Genomic DNA, 25,181 nt, shown 5'->3' with positions numbered 1-25,181 from the left:
TGCAGCTCTGCGGAACATTTTGTTTTTAATCGTTTTGCCATTTATAAACCCGCTCGTAACGTGTGCTGTCTTTTTTCTTAGTCTCGAATTTTCCGTCGCCGGTGATCTTCGAAATGAATGTCACTGAATCTATAATCGAAGGGCGCGTGATATTGTCTTTGCTTTCGCGATCGTACACGTGCAGCACGTAGGAATCAACTTCTCCGTTCTTCATCGTGGAAAAAAGATAGGGGCAATTCAGCATCAGTGAATCGCCGATCTCATCGGGGCCACCGCATTCACCACCGCTAAGCGAAAGTTTGGAAGCGACGTTTCCTTTTTTATCAAGCAGTAACATCATCATTTCATCATAATCATCGCCGGAAGCTTTGATGATGATGGGTGTGAATCCATTCATGGTATCCTGTTTCGAAATAAAATAAGCATCTACATAAGAGATCACATAATGTTTATCCACATCGCCCATCACCGGCAGAAGATATTTTTCCTTCTGCGCCGAATCGAGACGAACGAATTTTATTTTTTTAGTTGAATCCTGGTAGCAGGAATAATTATCATCGGGATCGTACCAGAAATTAAACATGGGCATGGTGTTCGGCATATTTTTCATTCGGAAAAGACTGTCGGGAATGACCGGTGGAAGCGAAGCCGTTTTCTTTTCTTGCGGTTGCGAGCAGGAAAGAAATGAAAAGAAAATGACGGTGAAAAGTGAAAGTGCAGAGATGAATTTTTTCATGGAAATAAAATTAGTGAAGATTTTTGTCAATGAATTTATCGGCAGGTAAAATATTATGCGGAATAAAAACCTGAAGAGAGCAAAGTGAAAAACGTTGCGCATGAGCAGAGCAAATTAATCAAAAAACAGGTTTCCCCGGTTTTCCGGAATGTACAATCCAAATTCAAAAATCTAAAATTTCATTCCCATCCCTGCACGAGCACATCCACGAGGTGCATCAGTTTCATTTGTTTATTCTGTTTTTTGATGAGGCCATCGAGATGCAACAGGCAACTGAGATCGGTGGAAATAATAAGTTCTGCTCCGGCTTCTTCCGCATGTTTCAATTTTTGCTGTGCCATTCCGCTTGCGAGATTCTCATATTTGGTGGAGAACATTCCGCCGAAACCGCAACACACATCCCACTGATTCATCTCCCGCAATTCGAGCCCGCGGACTTTCGAAAGCAACAAACGTGGCTCGCGATGAATTCCCTGCGCACCTGCCGGCTCGGACAAGCCATTCGGACGGGGGACGGACGGGGATGCGCCGCCCAGACGGGCATCATTCGCGTGCGCATATTCGCGCAATGCGCTGCAGGAATCATGATAGACTGCAACGCCTTCCATCTTCGCACCGAGATCGGTTATCTTTAAAACATTCACGAGAAAATCAGAAAATTCAAATATGTTCTTCTGCACCTGTCTGCACTGATTATGAAGAACAGAATTCTGAAAAAGATCGCCGTAATGATTTTTCACGAAACCTGTGCAAGTTGCAGAAGGAGAAACAATATAACGGTCGTTCTGAAATTCTTTAATGAATTTTTCTCCCACTTCTTTGCAATGATCCCAGTAACCTGCGTTATGCGCCGGTTGTCCGCAACAGGTTTGTTCATGATCATAATTCACACCACAGCCCACGCGCTCTAAAACTTTCACCATGTTCAGCGCGGTGTCGGGAAAAAGCTGATCAACAAAACAAGGAATAAAAAGATCGACTATCATTTAGAATGGAGATGGGAGGGAGGAATTTTGATTTTAGAATTTTGATTTTGAATTTTCAATTCTATCTCACCGCTGCTGATTTCGGAACACGAAGTAAAAGTAAAAATCCGAGAACAAAAGTCACCACAATGGACAAAACAGAATTTCTTATTCCGCCGGTTACGCCTTCGATCAAACCGAAAGTAGTTGTTCCGATTGCGAGTCCTATTTTTTCACTTACATCGAAGAAACTGAAATAGGAAGCGTTGTCCTCTGTTTCGGGAAGCATTTTGGAATAAGTGGAGCGAGACATGGATTGAATTCCTCCCATCACGAGTCCAACGCTTGCTGCGATAACATAAAATCCCATTGGTGTGTAAACAAATTTCCAGGTGCAGAAACAGATAATGATCCAGAGGAGAATTACAAAACCAATTGTTTTCAAATTCCCGACCACGCGCGATAATCTCGACATGATGACGGCGCCGGCAATTCCGAGAAACTGGATGAGCAAGATGGAAATAATGAGACTTTGTGTTTTATGACTGTCGGCGAGATTCTCAGTACCATCATAAATTTCGTAGAGATAATCCTTGTATCCTTCCGACAGACGAAGATCGCCGGTGCCTTTACCGTCTTTGTCAATATCAGATTGCAACCGGCCGATGTTGGTTATTATCGCAGTTTTTTCGGAAGCAGGAGAAAGTGTGTCGGGCAATTTTCTGTTCAATTTGATCAGGGCAAGAACATCACCGTGAATATCTTTCGTGTCAATTTTTTCATAACCGCCGGTAAAAATATTTTTCGGATCGGTTTGCACCTGCTTAATTGCATTTTCAATATCTCCGGATGATTGCCAGTCGATCGCTTTCGTTGCGAAGAGAACCGCCATGATCATTACGGTTTGCACACCCATGTTGTACATGAAATACGATCCGAGAAATCTGCGCAATTGTTTTCGCGTGAGAATATCGCGGAATACGATCATGAGTTCTTTGTAACCTTTCGTCACAATATTTCCACGCCTGGAAGCCTCGTTTTCTCTTTTTGATTTCGGCAAGCGACGGAAAGTGATCTGCGCAAAACCGATCCACCAGATGCCTACGAGAAGAAAAGTATATTTCACTTGCGGAATAACATGCGTGAAAACGGCGAGAACAAGAATGAGAATGAGCAGCAGCGAACTTCCGATGTATCCCATGGAAAATCCTTTCGCACTTACGCGGTCCTGGTCTTCTGCCGGAGCAATCTCAGGGAGATAGGCATTATAAAAAACGAGACTTCCCCAATAGCCGACGCTTGCAAAAAGAAGCGCGAGCATGCTGAGGAGAATATGCGTGGTGCTGAAAAAACTCAACAACATGCAGCAACCTGCGCCGAGAAAACAGAAAAACTGGAGAAATCTTTTTTTGCTCCCGGAATAATCGGCAATGCCGGAAAGAACAGGAGAAGAAATTGCAACGAGCAGATAGGAAATTGCCGCCACGTAAGAATACAATTCGCTATTGGTGAAATGCCGCCCGAACACATCGATCATTCCGCCGAGATCTGCCTTCGTCACCTTATCATAATAGATCGGGAAGACGGCGGAAGAAATTACCAGTGGATAAACGGAATTCGCCCAGTCGTAAAATGTCCAGGCGCGAATAATTTTGGGATCTCCTTTTTCAGACATGGTTTCAAATGTAGCAAGACTAATTTTTTTATGGGAGGTATCGGAACAGAGTTATGAATTGGTTTTCAACGAAAGTGAGGTATTGAAGTATTGAGGTATTGAGGTATTGGGTTATTGAGTTATTAAGGAGTTACTCGGACACCTGATGACTAAATAACTCAATACCCCAATAACTTAATACCTGCTGGAAAAAAATCTGAAATGAAATAACACGATCATTCCTCTTCCTTCGGAAATTTATAATTCTTCACTGTTTCATAAGCAGTATCGGCCGCGCTGTGTTCCGTTTCTTCATAGTAAAGACAGAAGGTCCATTCATTGCCATTGTTGCCGGCAAGTTCACGTTTCGCCAGATCGATCCGGTCTTTATCGCGATAAAAATCCGCAATTCTCCAGCCCCTAATATTTTTTACGCAGATGATCGCCGATTCGAGGCGGAAATCATGCGACCACGCGTAGGACATTGATCCGCTCATGAAGATCACACGAACGTGTTCGTTTATTTCGAAAATATCATCCACGCTCCTATCGGTCATCATTCCATTGTAAGGATTGCTGTAAACCCGGCTTACATAACTCTTTTTTTCTTTTTCGATATCACGACTCCCGATCCAATACGTAGTGTCGGTGAATTTATAACTGCCGTACATCACTTTGAGAAGGGTGCTGTCGTCGAGATTGGGAAGAATGTAACCGACGAGATCTTCATCTTTTATTTTTTTTGAAAGTGAAATGGAATCATTGAGCGCTCTCCACGCCGAATCATTTTTTTCTTTTCGATCCTGCATGCTGAGAGAAAAATATTGCCAGTGAAAATCATGATTGGGGATCGGCGAATGAGAAGCAGACGTGGTGTCGCTGACGGAAGGATCATTCTTCGTTCGCAGTGCGCAAGCTGAAAGGAGTACTGCAAAAATGAAAAACGGAAGGAAATAATTTTTCATGACTGAATGAAATTACCATACCGCTTTAAAAAATATTTCCTGCCTTGATAAGTGTTGGTGGTTATTGATTAAGTGCGATTAAGGTGTTGGGTTATTGGGTTAACTCAATAACCCCAATACCCAATCAACTCAAAAGAACTCTTCTTTAAATCCAACCAGATATAATTTCTCCGTGGTCCTCGTCAAAGCCGTGTACAGCCATCTCAGAAATTCCGTGTTGATCATTTCATCGGTGAGATAACCCTGCTCCACAAAAACAGATTTCCATTGTCCACCCTGCGCTTTATGACATGTGACCGCGTAACCGAATTTCACCTGCAGCGCATTGTACCACGGATCTTCTTTCATTTTTTTATAACGTGCGCTTCGCGAAAGATCGGCGTAATCGGCAGCAACACTTTCAAATAGTTTCTGTTGCTGTTCCGTTGTGAGTGCAGAAGCTTCGGTGTAAATGGAATCGAGGATGATGCGCACATCGAGTTCCGGCTCATCGGGATAATCAAGCAATTGCAAAACAATATCCGCAAAACGGAATCCGTGCATGGAATGAAATTTTTTTATGCGGATAATTTTCGCGGCATCTCCATTGGCAATAAATCCTGCTTTCGATTCTTCCGGCAGCCAGAAATAATTATTCTTAACGATCATCAACTGATCGCCGGCCGCAATTTCTTCTTCGCGCCAGAGCAGGCGTGCGCGAATCTGTTGGTTGTAAATATTTGCGCGCTTGTTCGAACGGCAGATCACGATCGTTTCATCGTAACCATAATTCCGGTAACTCGCTTCGATATCTTCGATCAGTTCCTGCCCGTTCACGCGGATCATGTCGGGATAATTTTTGAGAATGAATTTCGGCAATGAGTTTTCACCTTTAGCGATGCTCAATCGCAGATTTGTTGCATTGAGTAAAACACCGGAATCAATTTCCTGCCGCACCACTTCATTTAATTCCACAATGTGCACCGGAATTTTAAAATTCTTTTTCAGGTATTCCGGATTCAAGGCCGGGCTTGTGTTCAAACCAACGGGAGGAAGCTGCGCCGTATCGCCGACAAAAAGTAAACGGCAATTCTCATCCTGATAAACGTAGTAGAAGAGATCTTCAAGTAAACTTTGCGGATAAAGATTTTTTTCATTGGCACTTTGCCCGATCATGGACGCTTCATCAATGATGAAAAGTGTATTCTTGTGAGGATTCGCCTGCAGAGAAAAAAAAGTTCCTTCTGAATTTCCCGAAGCGCGATAAATTTTTTTGTGAATGGTCCACGCTTCTTTTCCCGAATAAGAAGAGAGTACTTTTGCTGCGCGCCCGGTGGGTGCAAGTAAAATACTTTTTCTTTTTATTGCAGGCAACGCATGCACAAGCGCGCTCACGAGACTGGTCTTGCCCGTGCCCGCGTACCCGCGCAGGATCATGATGCGATGCGGATCGGGATCGAGAAGAAATTTTTCAAGTTCAAGTGCAGCTTCTCTCTGGCGCGTGGTGGCTTCGAAGGGAAGTTTTTTTAATATTTCAAGATGGAATTCCAATGAGTAGGATTACCGGTTTTTACGCTCGCCTGCTTGCCCGCGCATACGGGCGGGAATGACGCAGCCGGGTATGGAGAATACTGATTACGGATTGAACAAATGTACAGAACCATTCTTGTCATGCGCACCCATTTTTCAATCCCATTTGCTCATTACTTTCATCCGTAAATCAGTTTTCATTTGTAATCAGTAGTGTCCGTACTATCTGTAATCCTCCCTTTCTTATCTTCGCTGTCCAATGTCAACCCGCGTATTTTCTCCTTCCCTGTCTATTGCCGATCCGCAGTTCGATCCGGCGCATTGCGAAAAATATTGCCTTGTGCTCCAGGCGGGAGATGACCAGTTTGCTTTTGCGGTGCTCGATAATATTGCCAATGAATTCCTTGCATTCGAACACTATCGGTTTGCAAAAATAAATTCAGAAAAAAATCTCGCTGAGCAGATCGAAAAACTTGCAACAGAACATGAATGGCTTCACAACGGATTCAAACGCGCGGATGCGATGATCATCACCGAACGATTCACGCTTGTTCCTTCCGGATTTTATGATCGCTCAAAGCAAAAGGAATTTCTTTCTTTCAATCATCCGCCGGCAGAGAAGGATGTGTTGCTGCATGATGAGTTGAAAAATACAGATGCTGTGAATGTTTATTCCGTGGATGCTCCAATGGAAAAAGCGCTGGAAAAAATAGCGAAGGGAATCAGGATGCATCATCATCTCACGCCGCTGATCGAAAAAACAATTGCGGTGAATAAAAATAAAAAAGAGCGTCGCGCGCTTGCAAGTGTTCAGCCCGGGCGTTTTGATCTTGTTATTTCTGAAGGAGGAAAATTATTGCTCGCCAATACTTTTTCATTCCAGACCAGCGAAGATTTTATTTACTACCTGCTTTTTTCCTGCGAACAACTGAAAATGAATTCCGACCAGCTGGAACTGGAGATCGTGGGCGAAACCGAAAATGATTCGGCGATCGCACTCATGGCGCGCAAATACGTGCGCAATGTGAGTTTCGGCTCGCGGCCAGCCGGTGCAAATTTCGCAGCAGGATTTTCGCAGATCCCCGCACATTATTTTCATTCACTTTTTTCACTTCCTTATTTTTCATGATCCGTATTATCGGCGGTCAACATAAAGGAAGAAAAATTTCTGCGCCTTCGAATCTCCCGGTTCGCCCTACTACTGATTACGCGAAAGAAGGCTTGTTCAATTTGCTGAACAACCGAATTGATTTCGAAAAAACAAAAGCGCTCGATCTTTTTGCGGGCACGGGCAACATCACGTACGAACTCGCGTCGCGTGGATGTCCGGACATCGTAAGTGTCGATTCCGATTTTCACTGCGTTCGTTTCATTACAGAGACCGCCAGGAAACTGGAAATGCCACAGGTGAAAGTCACGAAGATGGATGCTTATGTTTTCATCCGGAAAAAATTCTCGAAGTGGGATCTCATTTTTGCCGATCCGCCATACGAGCAAAAAGAAACGGTTTCACTTCCGGAGCTGATCTTTAAAAATGAAATTCTTAATGAGAATGGATTACTGATCATCGAACATTCGGCCCGCATGGTGTTTCCACCCAATGAAAATCTCCTCGAAACGCGTTCTTACGGCAAGGTTAACTTCAGTATCTTCGGGTAAACCGTTCGAGGTTCAAGGTGCAGGTCATTACTATTTTTAATGGCGATCCTGTCCAATGAAAATTGAAAAATCCAAAATGAAAAATCCAAAATGAAAATAGCTGTCTTCCCCGGTTCATTCGATCCGTTCACACGCGGACACGAATCCATTGTGAAAAGAGTGCTGCCACTGTTCGACAAAGTGATCATTGCCATTGGCATCAACAGCCACAAATCTTATTATTTTCCATTGGAGAAAAGAAAGCAATGGATCTCACAGACTTTCAAAGGAGAATCAAAAGTTGTCGTCGATTCCTTCAACGGCCTGACCATCGATTATTGCAGGAAACAAAAAGCAAAATTCATTGTACGCGGATTGAGAACCACCACCGATCTTGAATTTGAAAAAGCCATCGCGCAAATGAACAAGAAGATGGCAGATGATATTGAGACCATTTTTATTTTACCGACGCCCGAACTTTCCGCAATAAATTCAACGATTGTGCGTGATATAGTGAGGAACGGGGCCGATGCTTCTGCTTTTGTTCCCGATGGAGTTAATCTTAAAGAATAACGGCACGTGCTTTGAATAATCGTCGTATGCAGTTTTCAGTTTTCAGTTTTCGGTCTTCGGTACTTCGCAGATGCTTTGCAATTTTCTGCGCAGTGCTATTCCCCGCAATGCTGATCGCGGATAACACCTGTACATTATTCGGCACGGCTCCCGGCCGCGATGGAAATGTGATCGGCGTTTACATGATGGACGATTACATCACGGGAACAGAAATAAAATTGGCGGAAGGAATTGTGGGCGACAGCGGAAAATTTTCACTCACCTTCGAACTGAATGAAATTTCGGATCTAACAATACGCGTAAAAAAAGTGCACGGATCAGTTTACGGTGAGCCGGGAAGAAAAGTGGAAATGATCGTTCCCGATCGCGATTATAAATCGCAGGTGAATCCTGATGTTGATTACACCATTCCAATCCAGGTTTTCATTGACGATTCGACCGACATGAATTTTCTTGCCGATGATTTTAATTCGCATTTCACCGAATTCTGGAAAAAAAATTACATGGCTTTCGTCACGAAAGATTCTACAACGGCGATCGACGGATTCCAGAAACAGATGGATGAGTATTACAAATGGGTAAAGAATCCGTATTTCAAACCGTGGATGGATTACCAGTTCGCTTCATTTGAAGATGCAACTTTTCACAGCCAGATCATCAGCGATAAAAAATATCTCGAAGGAAAAAAGATCTATTATCACAATTCCTCGTACATGGAATTCTTCAATAATTTTTTCAAAGATTATCTCTACAAATATTCTGTGACGAAACAAGGTGAAGGAATTCTTTACGCGATCAACGACATGGTGAGTTACGATTCGCTGATGGGCGCCATGAAACGATTGCCCTACCTGCATAATGATTCATTGCGCGAGCTCGTCATGCTTAAAGGTTTGTTCGAAGTGTATGACAATCCTGCTTTCAGTCCGCGCAACGTTATCGCGATCGCGCAGCAGGCGTCCACGCGCAGCAGGGTGAGCGAGCACAGGCGCATTGCGCGCGACATCGTGGCGCTTTACACCAAACTGAAACCTGGAACAGCAGCGCCGCATTTCATTGCGCTCGATAAAAAAGGAAGAGAAATAAATATTCTCGATACGCTGAAAGGAAAATATGTTTACCTCTATTTTTTCCAGACGTGGAATTCGCATTCTATGGATGAACTGGTTTACATGAGCGATCTCCAGAAAAAATACGGCAGGAAAATTATGTTCGTGAGTGTTTGTCTCGACGAGGATACGAACACGTGGAAACAATTCCTGAAAGCAAATCCGAAATACAACTGGACACTTTTGTATTACGATCATTTGCAGAAAACAAAAGACGATTACAATTTATTTGTTGCACCGGCAGGATTCATCATCGATCCCGATGGAAAATTATACCGTTCCCCGGCTGATAATCCAAGCGGCGATCTTGAGTATGATCTTTACCGCATAGCGAATCCCAAAGCGCCTGCTTTTGTAAAGCCGCCGGATAGATAGAATTGTGATGTGATTCATTCGGAGATTTGGAATTAGGAATTCTTCCTGCGTTGAAGTAACTTTCAGGACTGCTCATTGTGCATTATTCATCACCCCATTACCCAAAACTCAATAACCCAATAACCAATACTCATCACTCATAACTACCTTCACCGACTCATACGTATTCTCCATCGCTTTCTTCACTTCATTTTCATCCAGCCATTTTACATCGGTGATGCCTTCTTCTTTCTGCGGAATTAAATTTCTTTCATCATCACATTTCATTTCAAACCAGGAAGTTTTCTTGAGAACAATTTTTCCTTTGAGGAGGTACGTGTGGTAAGTAGGGGAGAGTTCCTTTGTAATTTTCAGATGAGCAATGCCACATTCTTCTTCCACCTCACGTATAGCTGCCTGTTCCGTGTCTTCCCCTTTTTCAATTTTTCCTTTTGGAAGATCCCATTTGTTATAGCGGAAAATGAATAATATTTTCCCATCTTTATTTTTTACACGTCCACCCGCTGCCTTTATATATTTCAATTCTTTCTTCAGTTGTTTGAGTATTTTTTCAGGATCGCCAGTTATGAACCATGCGCTTTTGTAAGAAAAATTCCCGGAGTGTGCTTTACGGATTATTTCCAGAAGTTCTTTTACATTTTCACTCTCGCAGCGAATAATATTTTTTTCAATGGAAAATGAATCCGATTTTTCAGCAATATGAAGCGGAATGTTGTTGATGAAGATTTTATACATTTGTCGCCAATGGTTACCAACTCAGGTATAGCAGCGAAAGTTGCAGAATTCCTTCTTCAAATCAAAGCCGTAAAACTTCAACCCAAAGAACCGTTCACCTGGGCTTCGGGATGGAAATCACCGATTTATTGCGATAACAGGAAAACACTTTCTTTTCCTAAAGTGCGCACCTACATCCGCCAGCAATTCGTGCAGGTGATCAACAGTAATTTTCCGAAACCCGATGTGATTGCAGGCGTGGCCACGGGCGCCATCGCGCACGGCGTACTCGTTGCAGAAGAAATGGGATTGCCCTTCGTTTACATTCGCCCCGAACCGAAAAAACACGGATTGGGAAATATCATTGAAGGAGAAATAAAAGCAGGGCAATCTGTAGTGGTCATTGAAGATCTTATTTCCACGGGTGGCAGCAGTTTGAAAGCAGTAGAAGCATTGCGCGATGCGAAATGTGAAGTGAAAGGAATGGCAGCCATTTTCACTTACGGATTTCAGAATGCTGCCGATAATTTCCGTGATAATGATATTCACCTCGTCACACTTTGTGATTATTCTTCTCTCATCCTGCAGGCGCTTAAAGATAATTTCGTGAATGAATCTGATCTTGAAACACTGGAAGCATGGAGAAAGGATCCGGCAAGATGGGGGTAGATTACAGATCTTCGGAATACAGATTACTGATCCGAAAGATCAATGAATAAAATCACGATTTATTTTTCATCATTCACAATCAAACAATCTGTAATCTGTAATCTGTATTCCCCAAAATCCGTAATCCTCCCAATGACAACTATAGAATCTGACACCACCGCAATAAATAATTCCCAGGAGAACGTTTTTAATTTTCTCTCCGACTTCAATAATTTTCAGAAGCTCATGCCTTCAACAGTCACTGACTGGAAATCCACGAAGGACACCTGCTCTTTCACAGTAAGCGGAATGGCGCAGGTAACGCTGAAAATTGTTTCCACCACTCCACATGAAAAAGTAGCAATGGCCAGCGACGGCGGAAAAATTCCATTCACATTCACACTCGATTCCATCATAAAAAAAACAGGCGACAATTCCTGCACCGGCCAACTCATTTTCAATGGCGATATTCCTATTTTCATAAAACCCATGGTCACTGGCCCGCTTACGAATTTCTTCAATGTGCTCTCGAAGAAAATGGCGGACATAAAATAGTTGTCAGTTGTCGGTATCAGTTTTCAGTGGTTCGTATTTACTTTATTTTTTTAATGACAACTGACAACTGACAACTGATACTGACAACTGATTTTTGGAGCAAGAACTGAAGTGTTTCAAAAGAAGTTTGCTCCGGCTATCGCTATTACTCCTCGCCAGGTGAGTGCGCATTGAACTTCCATCCGCTGCGGGGTAAAGCGCTTCTATCCGGGCTAAGAAATTCACTGCATCACTTTTAATTCACACTTTGCGCAAAAAAAAAACCTCGTAAATATTCGTTACTCGCATATTCGTCCCGAACATGTTCGGGATAATTCGATCCCCCGTAGTACCTTTGCCTTCTATAAAAACCACTCTCATGCCGAAAGGAATCTACCACGTCCCGAACCCGATCAATGAACCGATAAAAAGTTATGCGCCTGGTTCTGCAGAAAGAAAAGAATTGCAGGCCATGCTAAAAAATCTGCGTTCAAAAGAAATAGAAGTTCCCATGTACATCGGCGGAAAAGAAGTGAAGAGCGGAAATAAAGTTCGTATGGCGCCACCGCACGATCACAAACACACGCTTGGTTATTTTCATAAGAGCGATAAGAAACATGTGAAGCTCGCCATCAGCGCTGCAATGGCTGCAAAGAAAAAATGGGCTGATCTTTCCTGGGAACACCGCGCAAGTATTTTTCTGAAAGCCGCCGATCTCATTGCCGGACCCTATCGCGCAAAACTGAATGCAGCAACTATGCTCGGCCAGAGTAAAAATGCTTACCAGGCCGAAATCGATTCTGCCTGTGAGATCATCGATTTTCTGAGGTTCAATGTAAAGTACATGTCAGAAATTTATGCCGAGCAGCCCAACTCCGCTCCCGGAATGTGGAACCGGCTCGAATGGCGGCCGCTCGAAGGATTCATTTACGCACTCACTCCTTTCAACTTCTCCGCTATTGCAGGAAATCTTCCCACATCCTGCGCAATGATGGGAAATGTGGTGGTGTGGAAACCTTCCAACACCGCTGTGTATGCTGCGAATGTACTCATGGAAATTTTTACGAAAGCAGGTGTGCCCGACGGAGTCATTAATCTTATTTATCCCGGCGGACCCGATGCAGCTGACGTAATTTTTTCTCATCCCGATTTTGCCGGAATTCATTTTACAGGATCAACTTCTGTTTTTCAGAATATCTGGAAAACGATCGGAAATAATATTCACGTTTACAAAACTTATCCGCGCATCGTTGGAGAAACAGGAGGAAAAGATTTTATCCTCGCACATCCCAGTGCGGATCCCGCTGTTGTTGCCACCGCAATTTCGCGCGGAGCTTTCGAATACCAGGGACAGAAATGTTCTGCAGCATCGCGTGCATACGTACCGAAAAATATCTGGAATGAAGTGAAAGAAAAGGTTCTTGCCGATCTGAAATCGATGAAGATGGGACCGACAGAAGATTTTTCCAATTTCGTAAATGCAGTCATTGACGAAACTTCTTTCAATAAACTTGCTGCTTACATTGATCATGCGAAGAAAGATCGCAAGGCAGAAATTATTGCCGGCGGAAAATGCGATAAGAGCAAAGGATATTTTATTCAACCCACCATCATTCGCGCAAAAGATCCGATGTATGTAACGATGTGCGAAGAATTATTCGGGCCGGTACTCACGGTTTATGTTTACGATGATAAAAAATTCGAAGAGACAGTGAAGCTTGTTGATCGCACTTCCATTTACGCGCTCACGGGCGCAATCATTGCGCAGGACCGCTACGCGATTGAAAAAGCAACGAAGATGCTTTCGAATGCTGCAGGAAATTTTTACATCAACGATAAACCAACCGGAGCAGTTGTAGGGCAACAACCGTTCGGTGGCGCACGCGGATCGGGAACTAATGATAAAGCCGGTGCGAAGATCAATTTGCTTCGCTGGGTTTCACCGCGTACCATCAAGGAAACATGGGTTCCACCTACAGACTACAGGTATCCTTTTCTCTCGGCAGACTGATTTTCCAATGAAATTCAATTTCCCCGCCCTGTGGTGGGGATTTTTTTGTAAAAAACGTCAACTTAATATGTATATAATTAAATCCATATTATATTTGCCACTGTTCCCCCGTAACGAATGACAATCATGAAATGTCTTTTCACCTCGGAAACTGTATCAAAAAACATCTCAAACAAAACGGATTAAAAAAAACAGAGTTTGCAAAAAAGATCGGACAGTCGCCACGGCAGTTGTATCACCTGCTGGAATGCCGGTCGATGGACACCGAGATCCTGGCAAAGATCTCGAAAACGCTGGGAGTTGATTTTTTCAGTTTTTACCAGCATCCTGAATACAGTCCTGCAACAAACGAAAAAACTTCCGGCGAAATAATGAATGAGATTGGATCGCTTGAAAAAGAAATGGAAATGATCGCAAGGCACAATAATTATTTGCGTGAGATCATTCAGTTGTATGGTGAAATTCATGGAAGTCATTTACCATCCGGTTATGCATCAAGAAAAATAAAACAATTATCACCCCGATTTAAAAGCAGCGCGACATCAATAAAAAAGAAAAAACAAAAATTCAGTTTCAATTAACGCATCCTAAAAAAGACCCTAATGGCATTACACATCGGAAAATTAGTTCGTCAGCACCTTGAAGAGGTGGGAATGACGAAAAGTGAGTTTGCACGGCGCATCGGCACTTCACCCCAGAATATTTATGGAATATTCAAAAGAAAATCATGCGACACGGAATTACTCCGCGAAATTTCGCGCGTACTGAATTTTGATTTTTTCCAGTACTATTCCACCAACGCGCTGGTCGTAGAAGAAAAGAACGGAAATAAAACAAGTGTTTTCACCGCTGCCGATCTCAAAAAAGAACTCGAGTTAAAGACGCGTGAACTCGACGTCGTCAGAAGTGAAAATGAATATTTAAAAGAAATTCACCGGCTGATGAAAGAACGAACTCCGGTTCGTGCCAAATAAAAAAAAATCCCCGCGATTACTCACGGGGATTTTTCTTAATGATTAAGCCATTTTTTATCTCAGGTGAATCGTGTACACATGATTATTGATCGTCACGGTAGCAAGATCATCGCAGGCGCCCGTTCCGAAATCCACAGTACGCATCGGTTTGTTATCGGGCGTCAGTTCGAAAGTTCCCTGTGTAAAATACCTGCGGCATCCTAAAGACATATTGCGAATGAGCGGACTCGTAATGTTCACTGTGAAATTGTGTCCGTCGGCTCCCGTTCCGGTTGCTGATCCGGTTATAGAATACATATCGTCGCTCCAGTTCATGGTGCTTTCTCCAGCGGTCCATTCGCGAACACGATTGCTGTTCCATGTGATCGTTCCTCCGTTATTGGCAAGAATAATCTGTCCGTTCACGGTGATCGTGTAGGTGAGATGTCCGGCAGCATTATGTCCGTTATTCACTACAGTTTTTGTTCCGAGCACCTGATTGTCATTCACAAAATAATTATTGAACGTAATAGTATGCGTGGAAGCAGAATCGCGGTAATGGCCGGAATAAATTACAATGATCTCTCCCCTGCGGTTACGTCCGTCATTGCCGGTACAATTTGTTGATCCGAAATTGATGAAGATCGTGTCGGCATTTGCAGTGTTCAGTGAATCGAATGTTACGGTAGCGCAACTGGTGAGAATACCATCGTTGTCACCAATGCGGTAACTGCTCACACTTCCGTTCCAGCCCGCCTGGTCAGAAATATTAGTCACGTCATTGAAAGTAGTTTCTGCAAATGAATTATCTCCGGCTGCAGAAGTATCATTGTCTTCATCATTTTTTTGCATCCGAAAAATGCAACAACGGAGATCGTCGAAGCGAGGACGGCTAAAGAAATAAAACGATTGGCTTTCATGTGAAATGGTTTTTGTTTGAGTAAGTGTTGGTTTGCGTTATATAAGACGGTTAAGAGGGGCAAAGGTTTAATGATCCTGAAAAAAATTTCACTGAAAATTAAGAAAATTCATCCAATCGCCTGCATTTAACATTTGCGTCTCATCTCAGAAAGCGTGATAGCCGCCGCAATGGCAGCGTTCAGTGATTCAGGTCCGGCACGTTTTTCTCCACGCAAACTGAATGATGGAATGGTGATGTGATGCTGAATGAAAGATTCCGTTTCTTTCCTGATCCCCGAAGATTCATTGCCGATTACGATTATTCCTTTTGTTCCGAAATCTGTTTCATAAATGGATTTTCCTTCGAGAAAAGTGCCGTAAACCGGAAGATGTTGCGAAATATTCATTCCGTTTTTCCCGAAAAATTCTTCCGGAAGGATCTCGTGAATGTGAACGCGGATCAATGATCCCATAGACGCCTGTACCACTTTCGGATTCCATACATCAGCACAATCCGGTGAACAAATAATATGCTGAATTCCGAACCAGTCGGCAATTCGGATCAGGGTTCCCATATTGCCGGGATCGCGCACTCCGTCGAGATAAAGTGAGAAATTCTTTTTCAGTTTTTCTGAAGTGAGTTCCTGCGCGGGAATGCGCGCAACGGCGAGCACATCTTGTGCGGTAACGAGTGAAGATATTCTGGATAATTCCTCCTCATTCACAGTCACCACTTCGTCTGCGCGTTCAAGTTTCAAATGAAAATCTTTTTGCCATGCAACAGTTGCATACACACTTTCCACGTGAAAGGAAGAATCGAGTAACTCGGGTACAATCTTTCTTCCTTCGGCAACAAATAATTTTTGTTCGTTCCGGAATTTCTTTTGCCGGAGTGAACGTAAATGCGTTAAACGTGATCTGGAGAGCATGCGCTTTTACCTTATGGAATCGGGGGAATAAGTTCTTTCGTAACGGCGAGGCATTATCTTTGCGAATGTACGCCTAACATTCGGCATAAACCATTGTCCAGTATTTCCCGATATAAACTACTCCTCCTGTTCGCAGCCGGTGCTTGTCTTTTTTACCAATGCACTACGCGGCGCATTGGCGGACACGGTGTGTTGCTGAAAAAAGTGATCGTGAAATGCGAAGATCCGGACATCAATAAAGATGAATTGTACGGATATCTCAAACAGAAACCGAACAGGAAACTCGTCGGGGTGAATTTCAATTTACCCGAAGCACTTTCTTTTATTCACATTCTTCATCGCCGCGCAGTTGGAACGAAAGGATTATTCACCAATGGAGCAGGGTTCCCGTTTTATCTTCACATTCACAATCTTGTTGATTCCACACGCGAACTGAAAAGAGAAACACGGCGCGATCTGCGTTATGATAAAAGAAAAACGAAGTATGATAATACACCGAAGAAAAGTATCGGCCACCAGCGTAAACCTCCGAAAAAACACCAGACCATTGGAGAATTCCTCTGGAAAATAGGTGAGCCGCCGGTACTGATCGATGATGCGAAAACCGCGCGCTCCAATAAACAACTCGCACTTTACCTCGACAACAAAGGATATTTTCACAGCACGGTCACCGACACACTTATTTATCCCTGGATGCAGAGGAACCGGAAGAAAAAAGCAATTCTATGTTACCTGGTCAAACCTGCACCGCCATATACGATCAGGAATGTGGTTTGGGATATACGTGATCCGAATATTGCTTACGATATTCAAACCGATACTTCTGCTGCTGTTTGCCTGGTAAAACCGAATTCGAAATTCGATATTGATACCATGGAGGCCGAACGTGATCGCATCACGCGCATTTTACGCAACGATGGCTATTATCTTTTCACGAAAGATTATGTGCGCATCTCCAATGATTCCGCGCTCGGCACACATCAGGTGCGCACGAAGATCATCATCAGTAAACAGGAATTCCGTTTGTCCGACACTACGTGGGGAGAAGCCAATCACCAGCGATTCGATGTGCGCAACATCATTGTGAAGAATATGACAGGAACCGGTTTCACGAAAGAAGATACGATGCAGTATGATTCCACTTTGTTCCGTGAAATTTATTTTCTGCGCAACACAGGAATGCGGAATGGCATCCCCATAGAAAAACAATTGAAATTCAAACCGGAAGTTCTTGCATCGCGCATTGCATTTCACTCCACGCTTCTTTACCGGCAAAGCGATTATGAAGCGACTTACGGACAACTCACGCGGCTGAATGTTTTCAAACAAGTAGTAATAGACCCGGTGATGATTCCCGACACATCGAAAACAGGAAATGACAAGCTTGATATACTTGTGAAATTATATCCCGTGAAAAGGATGACTTTCATTGCGCAAACTGAGTTGACCAACACTGGCGGAAATTTCGGAATGGGCGGATCTTTTTCTTATGTGAACAATAATGTTTTTCATGGAGCAGAAATTCTCAACATCAGTTTAAAAGGAGGAACAGAAGCGCAACATTCTTTCGGCGATACACACGGAAGTTCCACCACCAACCAGCTTGCGTTCAATACTGTTTCTGCAGGATCGGAAGCAACGCTGAATATTCCGCGGGAATTTTTTCCGTTCAGTTATCTCGTGAATAAAAACAGGACCGAAGATCAGCGCAAAACTGTGGAAAGAAGAACTGTTTTCCAGTCGGCATTCAATTACCAGAAACGCCAGGATTATGATCGTTCACTCGGAAATCTTTCTTACGGTTACACTTTCCGCTATAAGAAATACAATAAGTTCGGATTGTTCCCGGTAGAAATGAATGTTGTTAAAGTTATTCCCGGCCCCGGGCTCACGGAATTACTTTCGCACAGTGATCAATTGCTGCGTTATCGTTTCACCGATCATTTTATTCTTGATTCAAGATATTCCTGGTTATATAATTCTCAAACTGCAGATCCGAACCAGAGAAGGACCACTTATTTTAAACTCGATCTTGAAGCTTCCGGAAATTATATGCGCGCCATTTACAAACTCACGAACCGTCCGCTGGATTCTAATAATTCGTATCATTTCGCAGGAATTCCTTTCTCGCAATACCTGCGCGCGTACGCTGATTTTCACAAGTACTGGCGCGTGGGCGATCATGAAGCGATCGTCATCCGCATGGCTTCGGGTTTCGGTTTACCACTGAAAAATTATCCGACGCTTCCTCTTGAAAAAAGTTTTTATGGCGGTGGTGCGAATGGTATCCGTGCGTGGGAAGCGAGAAGCCTGGGCCCCGGAACTTATTTCCCGCCTTCTGATCAGCGCTATGCACAGTTCGGCGATATCCAGATCGAATACAATGTGGAGATACGTGTGAAGATCACCAACTCACTCAACGGTGCAGCATTCGCCGATGGAGGAAATATCTGGATCCTGAAAAAAGATCCGCAACGGCCCGGCGCAGATTTTGATCCGAAAAAATTCATCAATGATCTTGCATTCGGCCCCGGTTTCGGTTTGCGTTATGATCTCGGATTTTTTGTGGTGCGTCTCGACTGGGCATTCCGCATCCGCGATCCTGCTTATCCTTATGGTGAACGCTGGTACATTCCCGGCCAGCGAAAACTCGGAAGTAATTTGAATTTCGGGATCGGTTATCCTTTTTAGAATTCGAATCAAAAAAATGTTCGTCTCCGGTTTTACAATTGTCTGCAATGCAATAAAGTTCGATTACCCGATCGTTGAAGCGATACGTTCCATTCTGCCTTTGTGTGATGAAGTGATCGTTGCCGTAGGAAAATCGGAAGATGAAACATTGCAGCTCATAAAAAATATCGGCGATAAAAAAATAAAGATCATTGAAACCGTGTGGGACGATTCTTTGCGCGAAGGCGGGCGCGTTCTCGCAGATGAAACGGATAAAGCGTACGGGGCAATTTCAAAAAATGCGGACTGGTGTTTTTATATACAGGGCGATGAAGTGATCCACGAAAAATTTCATCCTGCAATAAAAATGTCTATGGAAAAATGGAGAAGCGATAAAAGTGTGGAGGGATTGCTTTTCAACTATGTGCATTTTTATGGTTCTTATGATTATGTCGGCGATTCGAGAAAATGGTACAGGAAAGAAATTCGTGTTGTGCGTAAAAATGATGAAATAGTTTCTTATCGTGATGCGCAGGGATTCCGCAAAAAAAATAATTCAAAGTTGCTGGTGAAACAGATCGATGCTTCCGTTTACCATTACGGTTGGGTGAAACCTCCGCAGGCACAGCAGGCCAAGCAGGAATCATTTCATAAGATGTGGCACGATGATGAATGGATGAAAAAAAATATTCCTGTCGCCGGGATATTTGATTATTCAAAAATAGATTCGCTCGCAGAATTCCATGGCACACACCCGGAAGTGATGAAAGAAAGAATTCAGAAACAAAACTGGAAATTCAATTTCGATCCGGCGAAAAAAAAATGGGGAATGAAAATGCGCTTGTTGATGTGGATTGAAAAAACATCCGGCTGGAGAGTGGGGGAATATAAAAACTATATTCTGAAGTAGATTATGGGTATCTCTAAAGACCTAATTATTAAAAAAAATATATCGCCACAAAGGCACTAAGAAACACTAAGAGAAAAACTTTATTAATCTTTGTGTCTTGGTGCCTTAGTTGCAAAAAAACAGCTATTAGATATCCCCTTATTTTAGTTCGTAATTGACATTGGCATTTGTCATCAGGATTTTGTTTAAATATTATGACCAATGACTTAATCTACTGACGAACGTTCTCCCTGAAATAAATAATCATATCGGTCCTCGGCATTTCTCCTTTGAATCCAAGATTACGCAGCATCATCACGATCTGTCCGCGGTGAAAGGAACTGTGATTCATGATGTGCATCAGGATCTGATCATTGGGAGTATCGTAAGCTGTTCCGTCGAAAGTTTTAAAGGAAGTTTTCGCGGAGAAAAAATTTTCTTCCTGTTTTTCAATAAATGCAAGAAATTCCTGTGAACCATTGGTGAATTCTGCCGGATGAACTTCAGTGGAATATTTTTTCGAGGGAAAATCAGCGGGTGAAGTTCCACTCAGGCGCGACAACCAAACAAATTCTGCATCCCAGATATGAAAAGCAGTTTTTCTCAGCGATGGAAAACTACTCATCACCTCTTTATCGATCCATGTTTGATCAATCGTTTTCAGTAAACCCGCGAGTTGTTTATTTGCCCACAGGTTGTATTTCACGTAGTCATTGAGTAATTCCGATGAGTTCATTATTCATAAGTTTAATTTCCCTGTTATTGGGGCAATGAGGATGGAGGTATTCTGGCGTTGAGTATAGAGATTTCATGTAAAAAATATTCCAACCAACTTACCCCTGTACCTATATCCCCGTATAATTATGCGGAGAAATATTTTTCAATTCTTTTTTTACTTGCTCCGAAATTTTCAGTCCGTCGATGAATTTGTGAATGGAATCTTTCGTGACCGTTCCGTTTCCTCTCGTGAGTTCTTTCAGCGATTCGTATGGTTTTTCAAATCCTTCCCTTCGTAGAATGGTCTGTATCGCTTCCGCAACAACGGCCCAGTTTGATTCAAGATCATGATGAAGCGCCGGCTCATTGAGAATTAATTTCCCCAAACCTTTCTGCAGGCTTTTCAAAGCGATCATTGTGTGCGCAACGGGAACGCCTATATTCCGCAGCACGGTGGAGTCGGTGAGATCGCGTTGCAATCTTGAAACAGGAAGTTTTGCGCTCAGGTGTTCGAACAATGCATTCGCAATTCCCAGATTTCCTTCTGCATTTTCAAAATCGATCGGGTTCACTTTGTGCGGCATCGCCGATGAACCCACTTCGCCTTCTTTTATTTTCTGTTTAAAATAATTCATTGAAATATATTCCCACACATCACGCGAGAGATCAATGAGAATAGTGTTGATCCGTTTCAGCGAATCGAAAAATGCTGCCAGGTTATCGTAATGCTCGATCTGCGTGGTGGGATGCGAACGATGCAATCCAAGCGAAGCAACGAACTCATCACCGAATTTTTTCCAGTCCACAGAAGGATAGGCAACATGATGTGCGTTGAAATTTCCTGTTGCCCCGCCGAATTTTGCGCTGAACGGAATCTGCATCAGTAATTTCAATTGCGCATCAATGCGCGAAGTGAAAACGCCGATCTCTTTTCCCAGGCGCGTGGGCGACGCGGGCTGCCCGTGTGTGTGTGCGAGCATAGGCACATTCTCCCACGCGATGCTCATGCGCTTGAGTTCATCGAGTACTGTTTTCAATTCGGGCAATAAAATATTTTCAAACGCCTGCTTCAGCAGCAATGGTGTTGCCGTGTTATTGATGTCCTGCGAGGTCAGTCCGAAGTGAATGAATTCTTTTTGCGACTTTAATCCCAGTGCATCGAATTTTTCTTTCATGAGATATTCCACCGCTTTCACATCGTGATTCGTGGTCTTCTCAATCTCTTTCACACGCACGGCATCTTCGTGTTTGAAGTTTTGAAAAATATTTTCACGAATGGATGCAAAATTTTTTTCCGTTACATCTTTCAGTTGCGGAAGAGGAATCCTGCAGAGCGCAATAAAATATTCTGCTTCCACGAGCAGGCGATAGCGGATAAGCGCACGTTCGGAAAAATATTCAGCGAGTTCTTCCACCTGCCGTCGATAACGGCCGTCAATGGGAGAAATAGCGGAAAGCGGATCAGAATGCATAGGAATTCATAAGAGAGAAAGGCGAATTTACGAAGAAGCCAGCAATAGAAAGAACAGGAAATTCCCTTTGTTTTCATTGAGAATCCTATAAGTAGTTAAGAATCAGTTGTGGATAAAAGTAAATGGGTGTTAACAGGAGAAACACTCCGGTTGTTATCTTCGTTTAATCTATGCTCCCATGATGGGTGCACCGTATGAACGAAATGGTTTTGCTGGTAGATACCTACGATCGTGTGAAAGGCACGATGGATAAGTTGCAGGCTCATCAGGAAGGAAAGCTGCACCGGGCTTACTCTGTTTTTATTTTTAATTCCAAAGGAGAATTGCTCATGCAACGGCGTGCGCTCGATAAATATCATTCGAAAGGATTGTGGACGAATACGTGTTGCTCTCATCCGCGCCCGGGCGAACTCACGCATGAGTCGGCCGTGAAAAGACTGAAAGAGGAAATGGGAATCATTACGTCCATCACCAAATTATTTCACTTCGTTTACATGTCGCCGATGGAAGATGGATTATTCGAACACGAATTCGATCATGTTTTCATTGGCACATCTGACGCTGTTCCGAAAAAAAATGAGAGCGAAGTGGTGGACTGGAGATGGGCATCGCCCGAAGAGATCACTGCTGAAATGGATAAGAACCCGGGAGAATTTACACTCTGGTTCCAGCTTATTTTCAAAGAGGTGCTGAGAAGGATGAAAGAGAAATAAAAAAATCCCCACGATTACTCACGGGGATTTTTCTTTTCATCAAAATTATTTTACTGTATAATTAATTTCGAAGTGGTAACTGAACTTCCGGTTTTAACTGCAACTACATAAATTCCATTTGCAAATTCACTGGTGTTGATCGGAAGATAATTTGCGCCGCTCAGCATTCCGTAATCGCGCTGCGCAATAATTTTTCCGGTAACATCGGTGATCGTCATGGAAACATTTTCCGGTTTGCTTAACACCACACTTGCATTAGTAGATCCGTTGGTTGCCGGATTCGGATAAAGTTCCACTGCTGCATCGGGCTGATCAGGAGAAGTGATTCCAGTAACTGTTGTACCGTTCAGAAATCCGTTTGAGATAGCTTGTGTAACTGTAGAAACAGAACCGTTATCCACATTTGCACTGGGCAACACCAGCATTCCTATGATATGCATCTTCGCAGGATTCCAGTTTGCAGGAACAGCAAATTTGAAATCGAAAGTAATATTCTGATTTGCTGTTATTGATGATGGAAATCCGGCGAAGCCCAGGAACGAAGGTGAAATAGCGCGTGCAACGTGATTGTATTGTATTTGTGAGTAAGGAACAGGATTCGTCAAAGCTTCGAATCCGCCCATTGGCCCGTTTGCCCCACCTGCATACGCGTTGTTTTGGCTCCATGTTCCGCCGGTTCCTGAAACAGAATCTTCGGTGAGCACGCAAACAACTTTGTAACCAGTTCCCGACATTGCATTCGGAAAATTGTAAGTGAGAGAAACATTCAACGTATCGTTCGTTGCATTCCACATTGCACCATTGGTGAGTGTTGCTTTCGGCGTGATCACAACGCGCGTGAGGAAATTGGTTTCTACAACAGAAGGATCTACAGGCGCAGTCCGGTCAACAAAAACTTTTGGGAAAGCAGTTGACGCAAGTCCTGCATCGTAAGGAGGAACGGTCATCGGATCATTCGCACTGTTGTGCACTGCAATTCCAGCCCAGTATCCGTCGAAATCGTTGCTCATGTAATCCATGTAAACAGTTCCGCGTACGCACCACGGACACCATGTTCCGGTTGCCTCTTCACCTATTACAACTTTTCCCGGTGCAGGAACGGTTGTAATATTTGCATTCGTCCACGTGGTATCATCACTGTTATCATTATCGGCACCCATTGCATTTACATTCGAGATCACTGCATACATCGGCAAATTTCCTGCAACCAAAGTCGCCGGCGAATTGAAAACAAAAGTCCGTGATCCGAGTGAAGGAATATTTACACTCGACACCGATTGATTATGATTGATGCTGTTGTAATTGTAAGAAAGATCGAATGAAGTGATCGCAGTAGTTCCGAGATTGCGAACAGTAACAGCCATCGGACGTGTTTGTCCAACGAGGCCGGTAATATTCACCGGAGTTTTCGTTGCAGGATTCAGTACACCTATTGCAGAAAGTCCGGCGTTGAGCACAGGAAGTGTGTAAGGTGTGTAAGCATAACTCACATCGTCAACATAATATCCGGCCTGATTATTTCCACCATTCGCTCCGTTGTAAGCGAAAATATCAATGGCAGCAACATGATCGATCGTATTGTGGAAGGAACCCTGCAGAACATTATTTATGTAAAGCGCCCAAACGTTTGTATTGAGATTGATATCCCAGCGCATATTGAACCATTGGTTCGTCGGATAAGTTCCGGTGAGGAAAGTTCCGCTTGTATTGGAAACGATCAGTGTTCCGGTCTGGATCATGTAGCACTCGAATGCAAATTCATTGCCGAGTGTAACAGCGCCCTGGAAATTATAATAAGCGCCTTTACCTGATTCAACAAAAATATTCATCTGGTAAGTGAAATTTCCGGAAGTGTATTGTCCGCCGAAAGGAAGAACGCAATCCTGCGGACCGCCCGTGGAAGTATCGGACTGCCAATAACAGGATTTAGATCCCGATACAGTGGTATTCATCAGATTTTCTACCTGTGTGTCTTCTGTTCCTCCGGTAACTCCATTCCACGTTGTCCAATTAGGTGAAACAGCACCGATATAATCGCCCACATTATAACTTTCAAAATCTTCGGAGAATGATGCTTGTGCCGACATCACTGTGCCCACAGTGAGTGTAGCGATAAGGGTGTAGATTTTTTTCATGATTTTGTTTAAATTTCATCCTTCTGTTTTGTTATGCGCCATTTTTGTCCATCCTTCCCTGCCCGCCCACGCACGACCCATTTTCCTTTAGCAGGCGGGGTTGCATTTCTTGGCCGTAGTCGCTCCACTATGGCCTGCAAAATGCGCCTCGGCTGAACAAAAATGGCATCATAACAATTCCAAAAAATGAATTTTAAACAGCCTCTAAAGAAAAGTTCAATTAAATATTACACTGATACTTTCGGTTTGCTTCGGGGGCATTCATTTTTCCACAATGATCTTTCCATTTGTTGAAAAACTATCCGGGCATTTATTGATGCAAAAACAATTTCACTGACTTATTGAATTACTTTTACATCCCTGCATCACCCG

General features: G+C 43.3%; 23 protein-coding genes. 12 read left to right on the top strand and 11 right to left on the bottom strand.

What is annotated here, in order from left to right:
• Positions 1-25: 25 nt before the first annotated feature.
• The 5 genes from HY064_01595 to HY064_01575 form a co-directional block, all read right to left on the bottom strand.
• The gene (locus tag HY064_01595) at positions 26-736 is read right to left on the bottom strand and encodes a hypothetical protein (protein MBI3509329.1); all 711 of its coding nucleotides are present in this window, start codon (positions 734-736) and stop codon (positions 26-28) included.
• 179 nt (positions 737-915) lie between these two features.
• Entirely contained in the window at positions 916-1,722 is an 807-nt protein-coding gene (locus HY064_01590) for a (Fe-S)-binding protein (protein ID MBI3509328.1), read from the bottom strand.
• Positions 1,723-1,783: 61 nt separating this feature from the next.
• Complete coding sequence (locus HY064_01585) at positions 1,784-3,376, bottom strand: MFS transporter (GenBank protein ID MBI3509327.1); 1,593 nt, start codon at positions 3,374-3,376, stop codon at positions 1,784-1,786.
• A 215-nt stretch (positions 3,377-3,591) separates the two neighbouring features.
• Complete coding sequence (locus HY064_01580; GenBank protein MBI3509326.1) at positions 3,592-4,320, bottom strand: hypothetical protein; 729 nt, start codon at positions 4,318-4,320, stop codon at positions 3,592-3,594.
• Between the two features lie 129 nt (positions 4,321-4,449).
• Complete coding sequence (locus HY064_01575; protein MBI3509325.1) at positions 4,450-5,850, bottom strand: AAA family ATPase; 1,401 nt, start codon at positions 5,848-5,850, stop codon at positions 4,450-4,452.
• Between the two features lie 238 nt (positions 5,851-6,088).
• Between HY064_01575 and HY064_01570 the strand changes: the two genes are divergently transcribed.
• From HY064_01570 to HY064_01555, 4 genes are all read left to right on the top strand, one after another.
• Complete coding sequence (locus tag HY064_01570; GenBank protein ID MBI3509324.1) at positions 6,089-6,958, top strand: DUF3822 family protein; 870 nt, start codon at positions 6,089-6,091, stop codon at positions 6,956-6,958.
• A complete protein-coding gene (locus HY064_01565; GenBank protein ID MBI3509323.1) occupies positions 6,958-7,488 on the top strand; it encodes an RsmD family RNA methyltransferase in 531 nt (176 codons plus the stop codon). The genes HY064_01570 and HY064_01565 overlap by 1 nt, the downstream gene beginning before the upstream one ends.
• Positions 7,489-7,578: 90 nt before the next feature.
• Positions 7,579-8,040: a pantetheine-phosphate adenylyltransferase gene (gene coaD / locus HY064_01560; GenBank protein MBI3509322.1), complete on the top strand. Its 462-nt coding sequence runs from the start codon at positions 7,579-7,581 to the stop codon at positions 8,038-8,040.
• A 107-nt stretch (positions 8,041-8,147) separates the two neighbouring features.
• Complete coding sequence (locus HY064_01555) at positions 8,148-9,524, top strand: redoxin domain-containing protein (GenBank protein ID MBI3509321.1); 1,377 nt, start codon at positions 8,148-8,150, stop codon at positions 9,522-9,524.
• Positions 9,525-9,632: 108 nt separating this feature from the next.
• Here the strand turns inward: HY064_01555 and HY064_01550 are convergent, their stop codons facing one another.
• On the bottom strand, positions 9,633-10,259 hold the full coding sequence (locus HY064_01550) for an NUDIX domain-containing protein (protein ID MBI3509320.1): 627 nt from the start codon (positions 10,257-10,259) through the stop codon (positions 9,633-9,635).
• Positions 10,260-10,268: 9 nt separating this feature from the next.
• Between HY064_01550 and HY064_01545 the strand changes: the two genes are divergently transcribed.
• The 5 genes from HY064_01545 (at position 10,269) to HY064_01525 (ending at position 14,405) form a co-directional block, all read left to right on the top strand.
• Positions 10,269-10,907 (top strand): orotate phosphoribosyltransferase, encoded by a 639-nt coding sequence (locus HY064_01545; protein MBI3509319.1) that lies wholly within the window; start codon positions 10,269-10,271, stop codon positions 10,905-10,907.
• 132 nt (positions 10,908-11,039) lie between these two features.
• Positions 11,040-11,441: a hypothetical protein gene (locus tag HY064_01540; GenBank protein MBI3509318.1), complete on the top strand. Its 402-nt coding sequence runs from the start codon at positions 11,040-11,042 to the stop codon at positions 11,439-11,441.
• A 358-nt stretch (positions 11,442-11,799) separates the two neighbouring features.
• A complete protein-coding gene (gene pruA, locus HY064_01535) occupies positions 11,800-13,431 on the top strand; it encodes an L-glutamate gamma-semialdehyde dehydrogenase (protein ID MBI3509317.1) in 1,632 nt (543 codons plus the stop codon).
• A 131-nt stretch (positions 13,432-13,562) separates the two neighbouring features.
• Positions 13,563-14,012, top strand: coding sequence for a helix-turn-helix transcriptional regulator (locus tag HY064_01530; GenBank protein ID MBI3509316.1), 450 nt, complete (start codon positions 13,563-13,565; stop codon positions 14,010-14,012).
• Between the two features lie 21 nt (positions 14,013-14,033).
• Complete coding sequence (locus tag HY064_01525) at positions 14,034-14,405, top strand: helix-turn-helix transcriptional regulator (GenBank protein MBI3509315.1); 372 nt, start codon at positions 14,034-14,036, stop codon at positions 14,403-14,405.
• A gap of 54 nt (positions 14,406-14,459) precedes the next feature.
• Here the strand turns inward: HY064_01525 and HY064_01520 are convergent, their stop codons facing one another.
• Complete coding sequence (locus HY064_01520; protein ID MBI3509314.1) at positions 14,460-15,236, bottom strand: hypothetical protein; 777 nt, start codon at positions 15,234-15,236, stop codon at positions 14,460-14,462.
• 194 nt (positions 15,237-15,430) lie between these two features.
• Positions 15,431-16,213, bottom strand: a complete 783-nt coding sequence (locus tag HY064_01515) for an RNA methyltransferase (GenBank protein ID MBI3509313.1) — start codon at positions 16,211-16,213, stop codon at positions 15,431-15,433.
• A 93-nt stretch (positions 16,214-16,306) separates the two neighbouring features.
• Here HY064_01515 and HY064_01510 point away from each other — a divergent pair, with 93 nt between their 5' ends.
• Both HY064_01510 and HY064_01505 read left to right on the top strand, forming a co-directional pair.
• Positions 16,307-18,904 (top strand): BamA/TamA family outer membrane protein, encoded by a 2,598-nt coding sequence (locus HY064_01510; protein MBI3509312.1) that lies wholly within the window; start codon positions 16,307-16,309, stop codon positions 18,902-18,904.
• 16 nt (positions 18,905-18,920) lie between these two features.
• A complete protein-coding gene (locus HY064_01505) occupies positions 18,921-19,793 on the top strand; it encodes a glycosyltransferase family 2 protein (GenBank protein MBI3509311.1) in 873 nt (290 codons plus the stop codon).
• A gap of 211 nt (positions 19,794-20,004) precedes the next feature.
• Here HY064_01505 and HY064_01500 read toward each other — a convergent pair whose 3' ends face one another.
• The gene (locus tag HY064_01500; GenBank protein ID MBI3509310.1) at positions 20,005-20,508 is read right to left on the bottom strand and encodes a hypothetical protein; all 504 of its coding nucleotides are present in this window, start codon (positions 20,506-20,508) and stop codon (positions 20,005-20,007) included.
• A gap of 109 nt (positions 20,509-20,617) precedes the next feature.
• Positions 20,618-21,961: an adenylosuccinate lyase gene (purB, locus tag HY064_01495; protein MBI3509309.1), complete on the bottom strand. Its 1,344-nt coding sequence runs from the start codon at positions 21,959-21,961 to the stop codon at positions 20,618-20,620.
• Positions 21,962-22,155: 194 nt separating this feature from the next.
• On the opposite strand from purB, the gene idi reads away from it, so the two are divergent.
• Positions 22,156-22,674 carry an isopentenyl-diphosphate Delta-isomerase gene (gene idi, locus HY064_01490; protein ID MBI3509308.1) on the top strand — a complete coding sequence of 173 codons (519 nt, stop codon included), beginning with the start codon at positions 22,156-22,158 and terminating at the stop codon, positions 22,672-22,674.
• Positions 22,675-22,724: 50 nt separating this feature from the next.
• On the opposite strand, the gene HY064_01485 is transcribed toward idi, so the two are convergent.
• Complete coding sequence (locus tag HY064_01485; protein MBI3509307.1) at positions 22,725-24,809, bottom strand: Omp28-related outer membrane protein; 2,085 nt, start codon at positions 24,807-24,809, stop codon at positions 22,725-22,727.
• Positions 24,810-25,181 lie beyond the last annotated feature (372 nt).

It is taken from the genome of Bacteroidota bacterium (assembly GCA_016194975.1).
GTDB lineage: Bacteria > Bacteroidota > Bacteroidia > Palsa-965 > Palsa-965.
This window is presented reverse-complemented; position numbering and strand designations above follow the sequence as displayed.

Coding starts and splice junctions, on each gene's coding strand:
- HY064_01505 (MBI3509311.1), top strand. CDS start 18,921: ATGTTCGTCTCCGGTTTTACAATTGTCTGCAATGCAATAAAGTTCGAT.
- purB (MBI3509309.1), bottom strand. CDS start 21,961: ATGCATTCTGATCCGCTTTCCGCTATTTCTCCCATTGACGGCCGTTAT.
- HY064_01595 (MBI3509329.1), bottom strand. CDS start 736: ATGAAAAAATTCATCTCTGCACTTTCACTTTTCACCGTCATTTTCTTT.
- HY064_01530 (MBI3509316.1), top strand. CDS start 13,563: ATGTCTTTTCACCTCGGAAACTGTATCAAAAAACATCTCAAACAAAAC.
- HY064_01520 (MBI3509314.1), bottom strand. CDS start 15,236: ATGCAAAAAAATGATGAAGACAATGATACTTCTGCAGCCGGAGATAAT.
- pruA (MBI3509317.1), top strand. CDS start 11,800: ATGCCGAAAGGAATCTACCACGTCCCGAACCCGATCAATGAACCGATA.
- coaD (MBI3509322.1), top strand. CDS start 7,579: ATGAAAATAGCTGTCTTCCCCGGTTCATTCGATCCGTTCACACGCGGA.
- HY064_01550 (MBI3509320.1), bottom strand. CDS start 10,259: ATGTATAAAATCTTCATCAACAACATTCCGCTTCATATTGCTGAAAAA.
- HY064_01500 (MBI3509310.1), bottom strand. CDS start 20,508: ATGAACTCATCGGAATTACTCAATGACTACGTGAAATACAACCTGTGG.
- HY064_01570 (MBI3509324.1), top strand. CDS start 6,089: ATGTCAACCCGCGTATTTTCTCCTTCCCTGTCTATTGCCGATCCGCAG.
- HY064_01515 (MBI3509313.1), bottom strand. CDS start 16,213: ATGCTCTCCAGATCACGTTTAACGCATTTACGTTCACTCCGGCAAAAG.
- HY064_01485 (MBI3509307.1), bottom strand. CDS start 24,809: ATGAAAAAAATCTACACCCTTATCGCTACACTCACTGTGGGCACAGTG.
- HY064_01540 (MBI3509318.1), top strand. CDS start 11,040: ATGACAACTATAGAATCTGACACCACCGCAATAAATAATTCCCAGGAG.
- HY064_01585 (MBI3509327.1), bottom strand. CDS start 3,376: ATGTCTGAAAAAGGAGATCCCAAAATTATTCGCGCCTGGACATTTTAC.
- HY064_01545 (MBI3509319.1), top strand. CDS start 10,269: ATGGTTACCAACTCAGGTATAGCAGCGAAAGTTGCAGAATTCCTTCTT.
- HY064_01525 (MBI3509315.1), top strand. CDS start 14,034: ATGGCATTACACATCGGAAAATTAGTTCGTCAGCACCTTGAAGAGGTG.
- HY064_01555 (MBI3509321.1), top strand. CDS start 8,148: ATGCTGATCGCGGATAACACCTGTACATTATTCGGCACGGCTCCCGGC.
- HY064_01590 (MBI3509328.1), bottom strand. CDS start 1,722: ATGATAGTCGATCTTTTTATTCCTTGTTTTGTTGATCAGCTTTTTCCC.
- HY064_01580 (MBI3509326.1), bottom strand. CDS start 4,320: ATGAAAAATTATTTCCTTCCGTTTTTCATTTTTGCAGTACTCCTTTCA.
- idi (MBI3509308.1), top strand. CDS start 22,156: ATGAACGAAATGGTTTTGCTGGTAGATACCTACGATCGTGTGAAAGGC.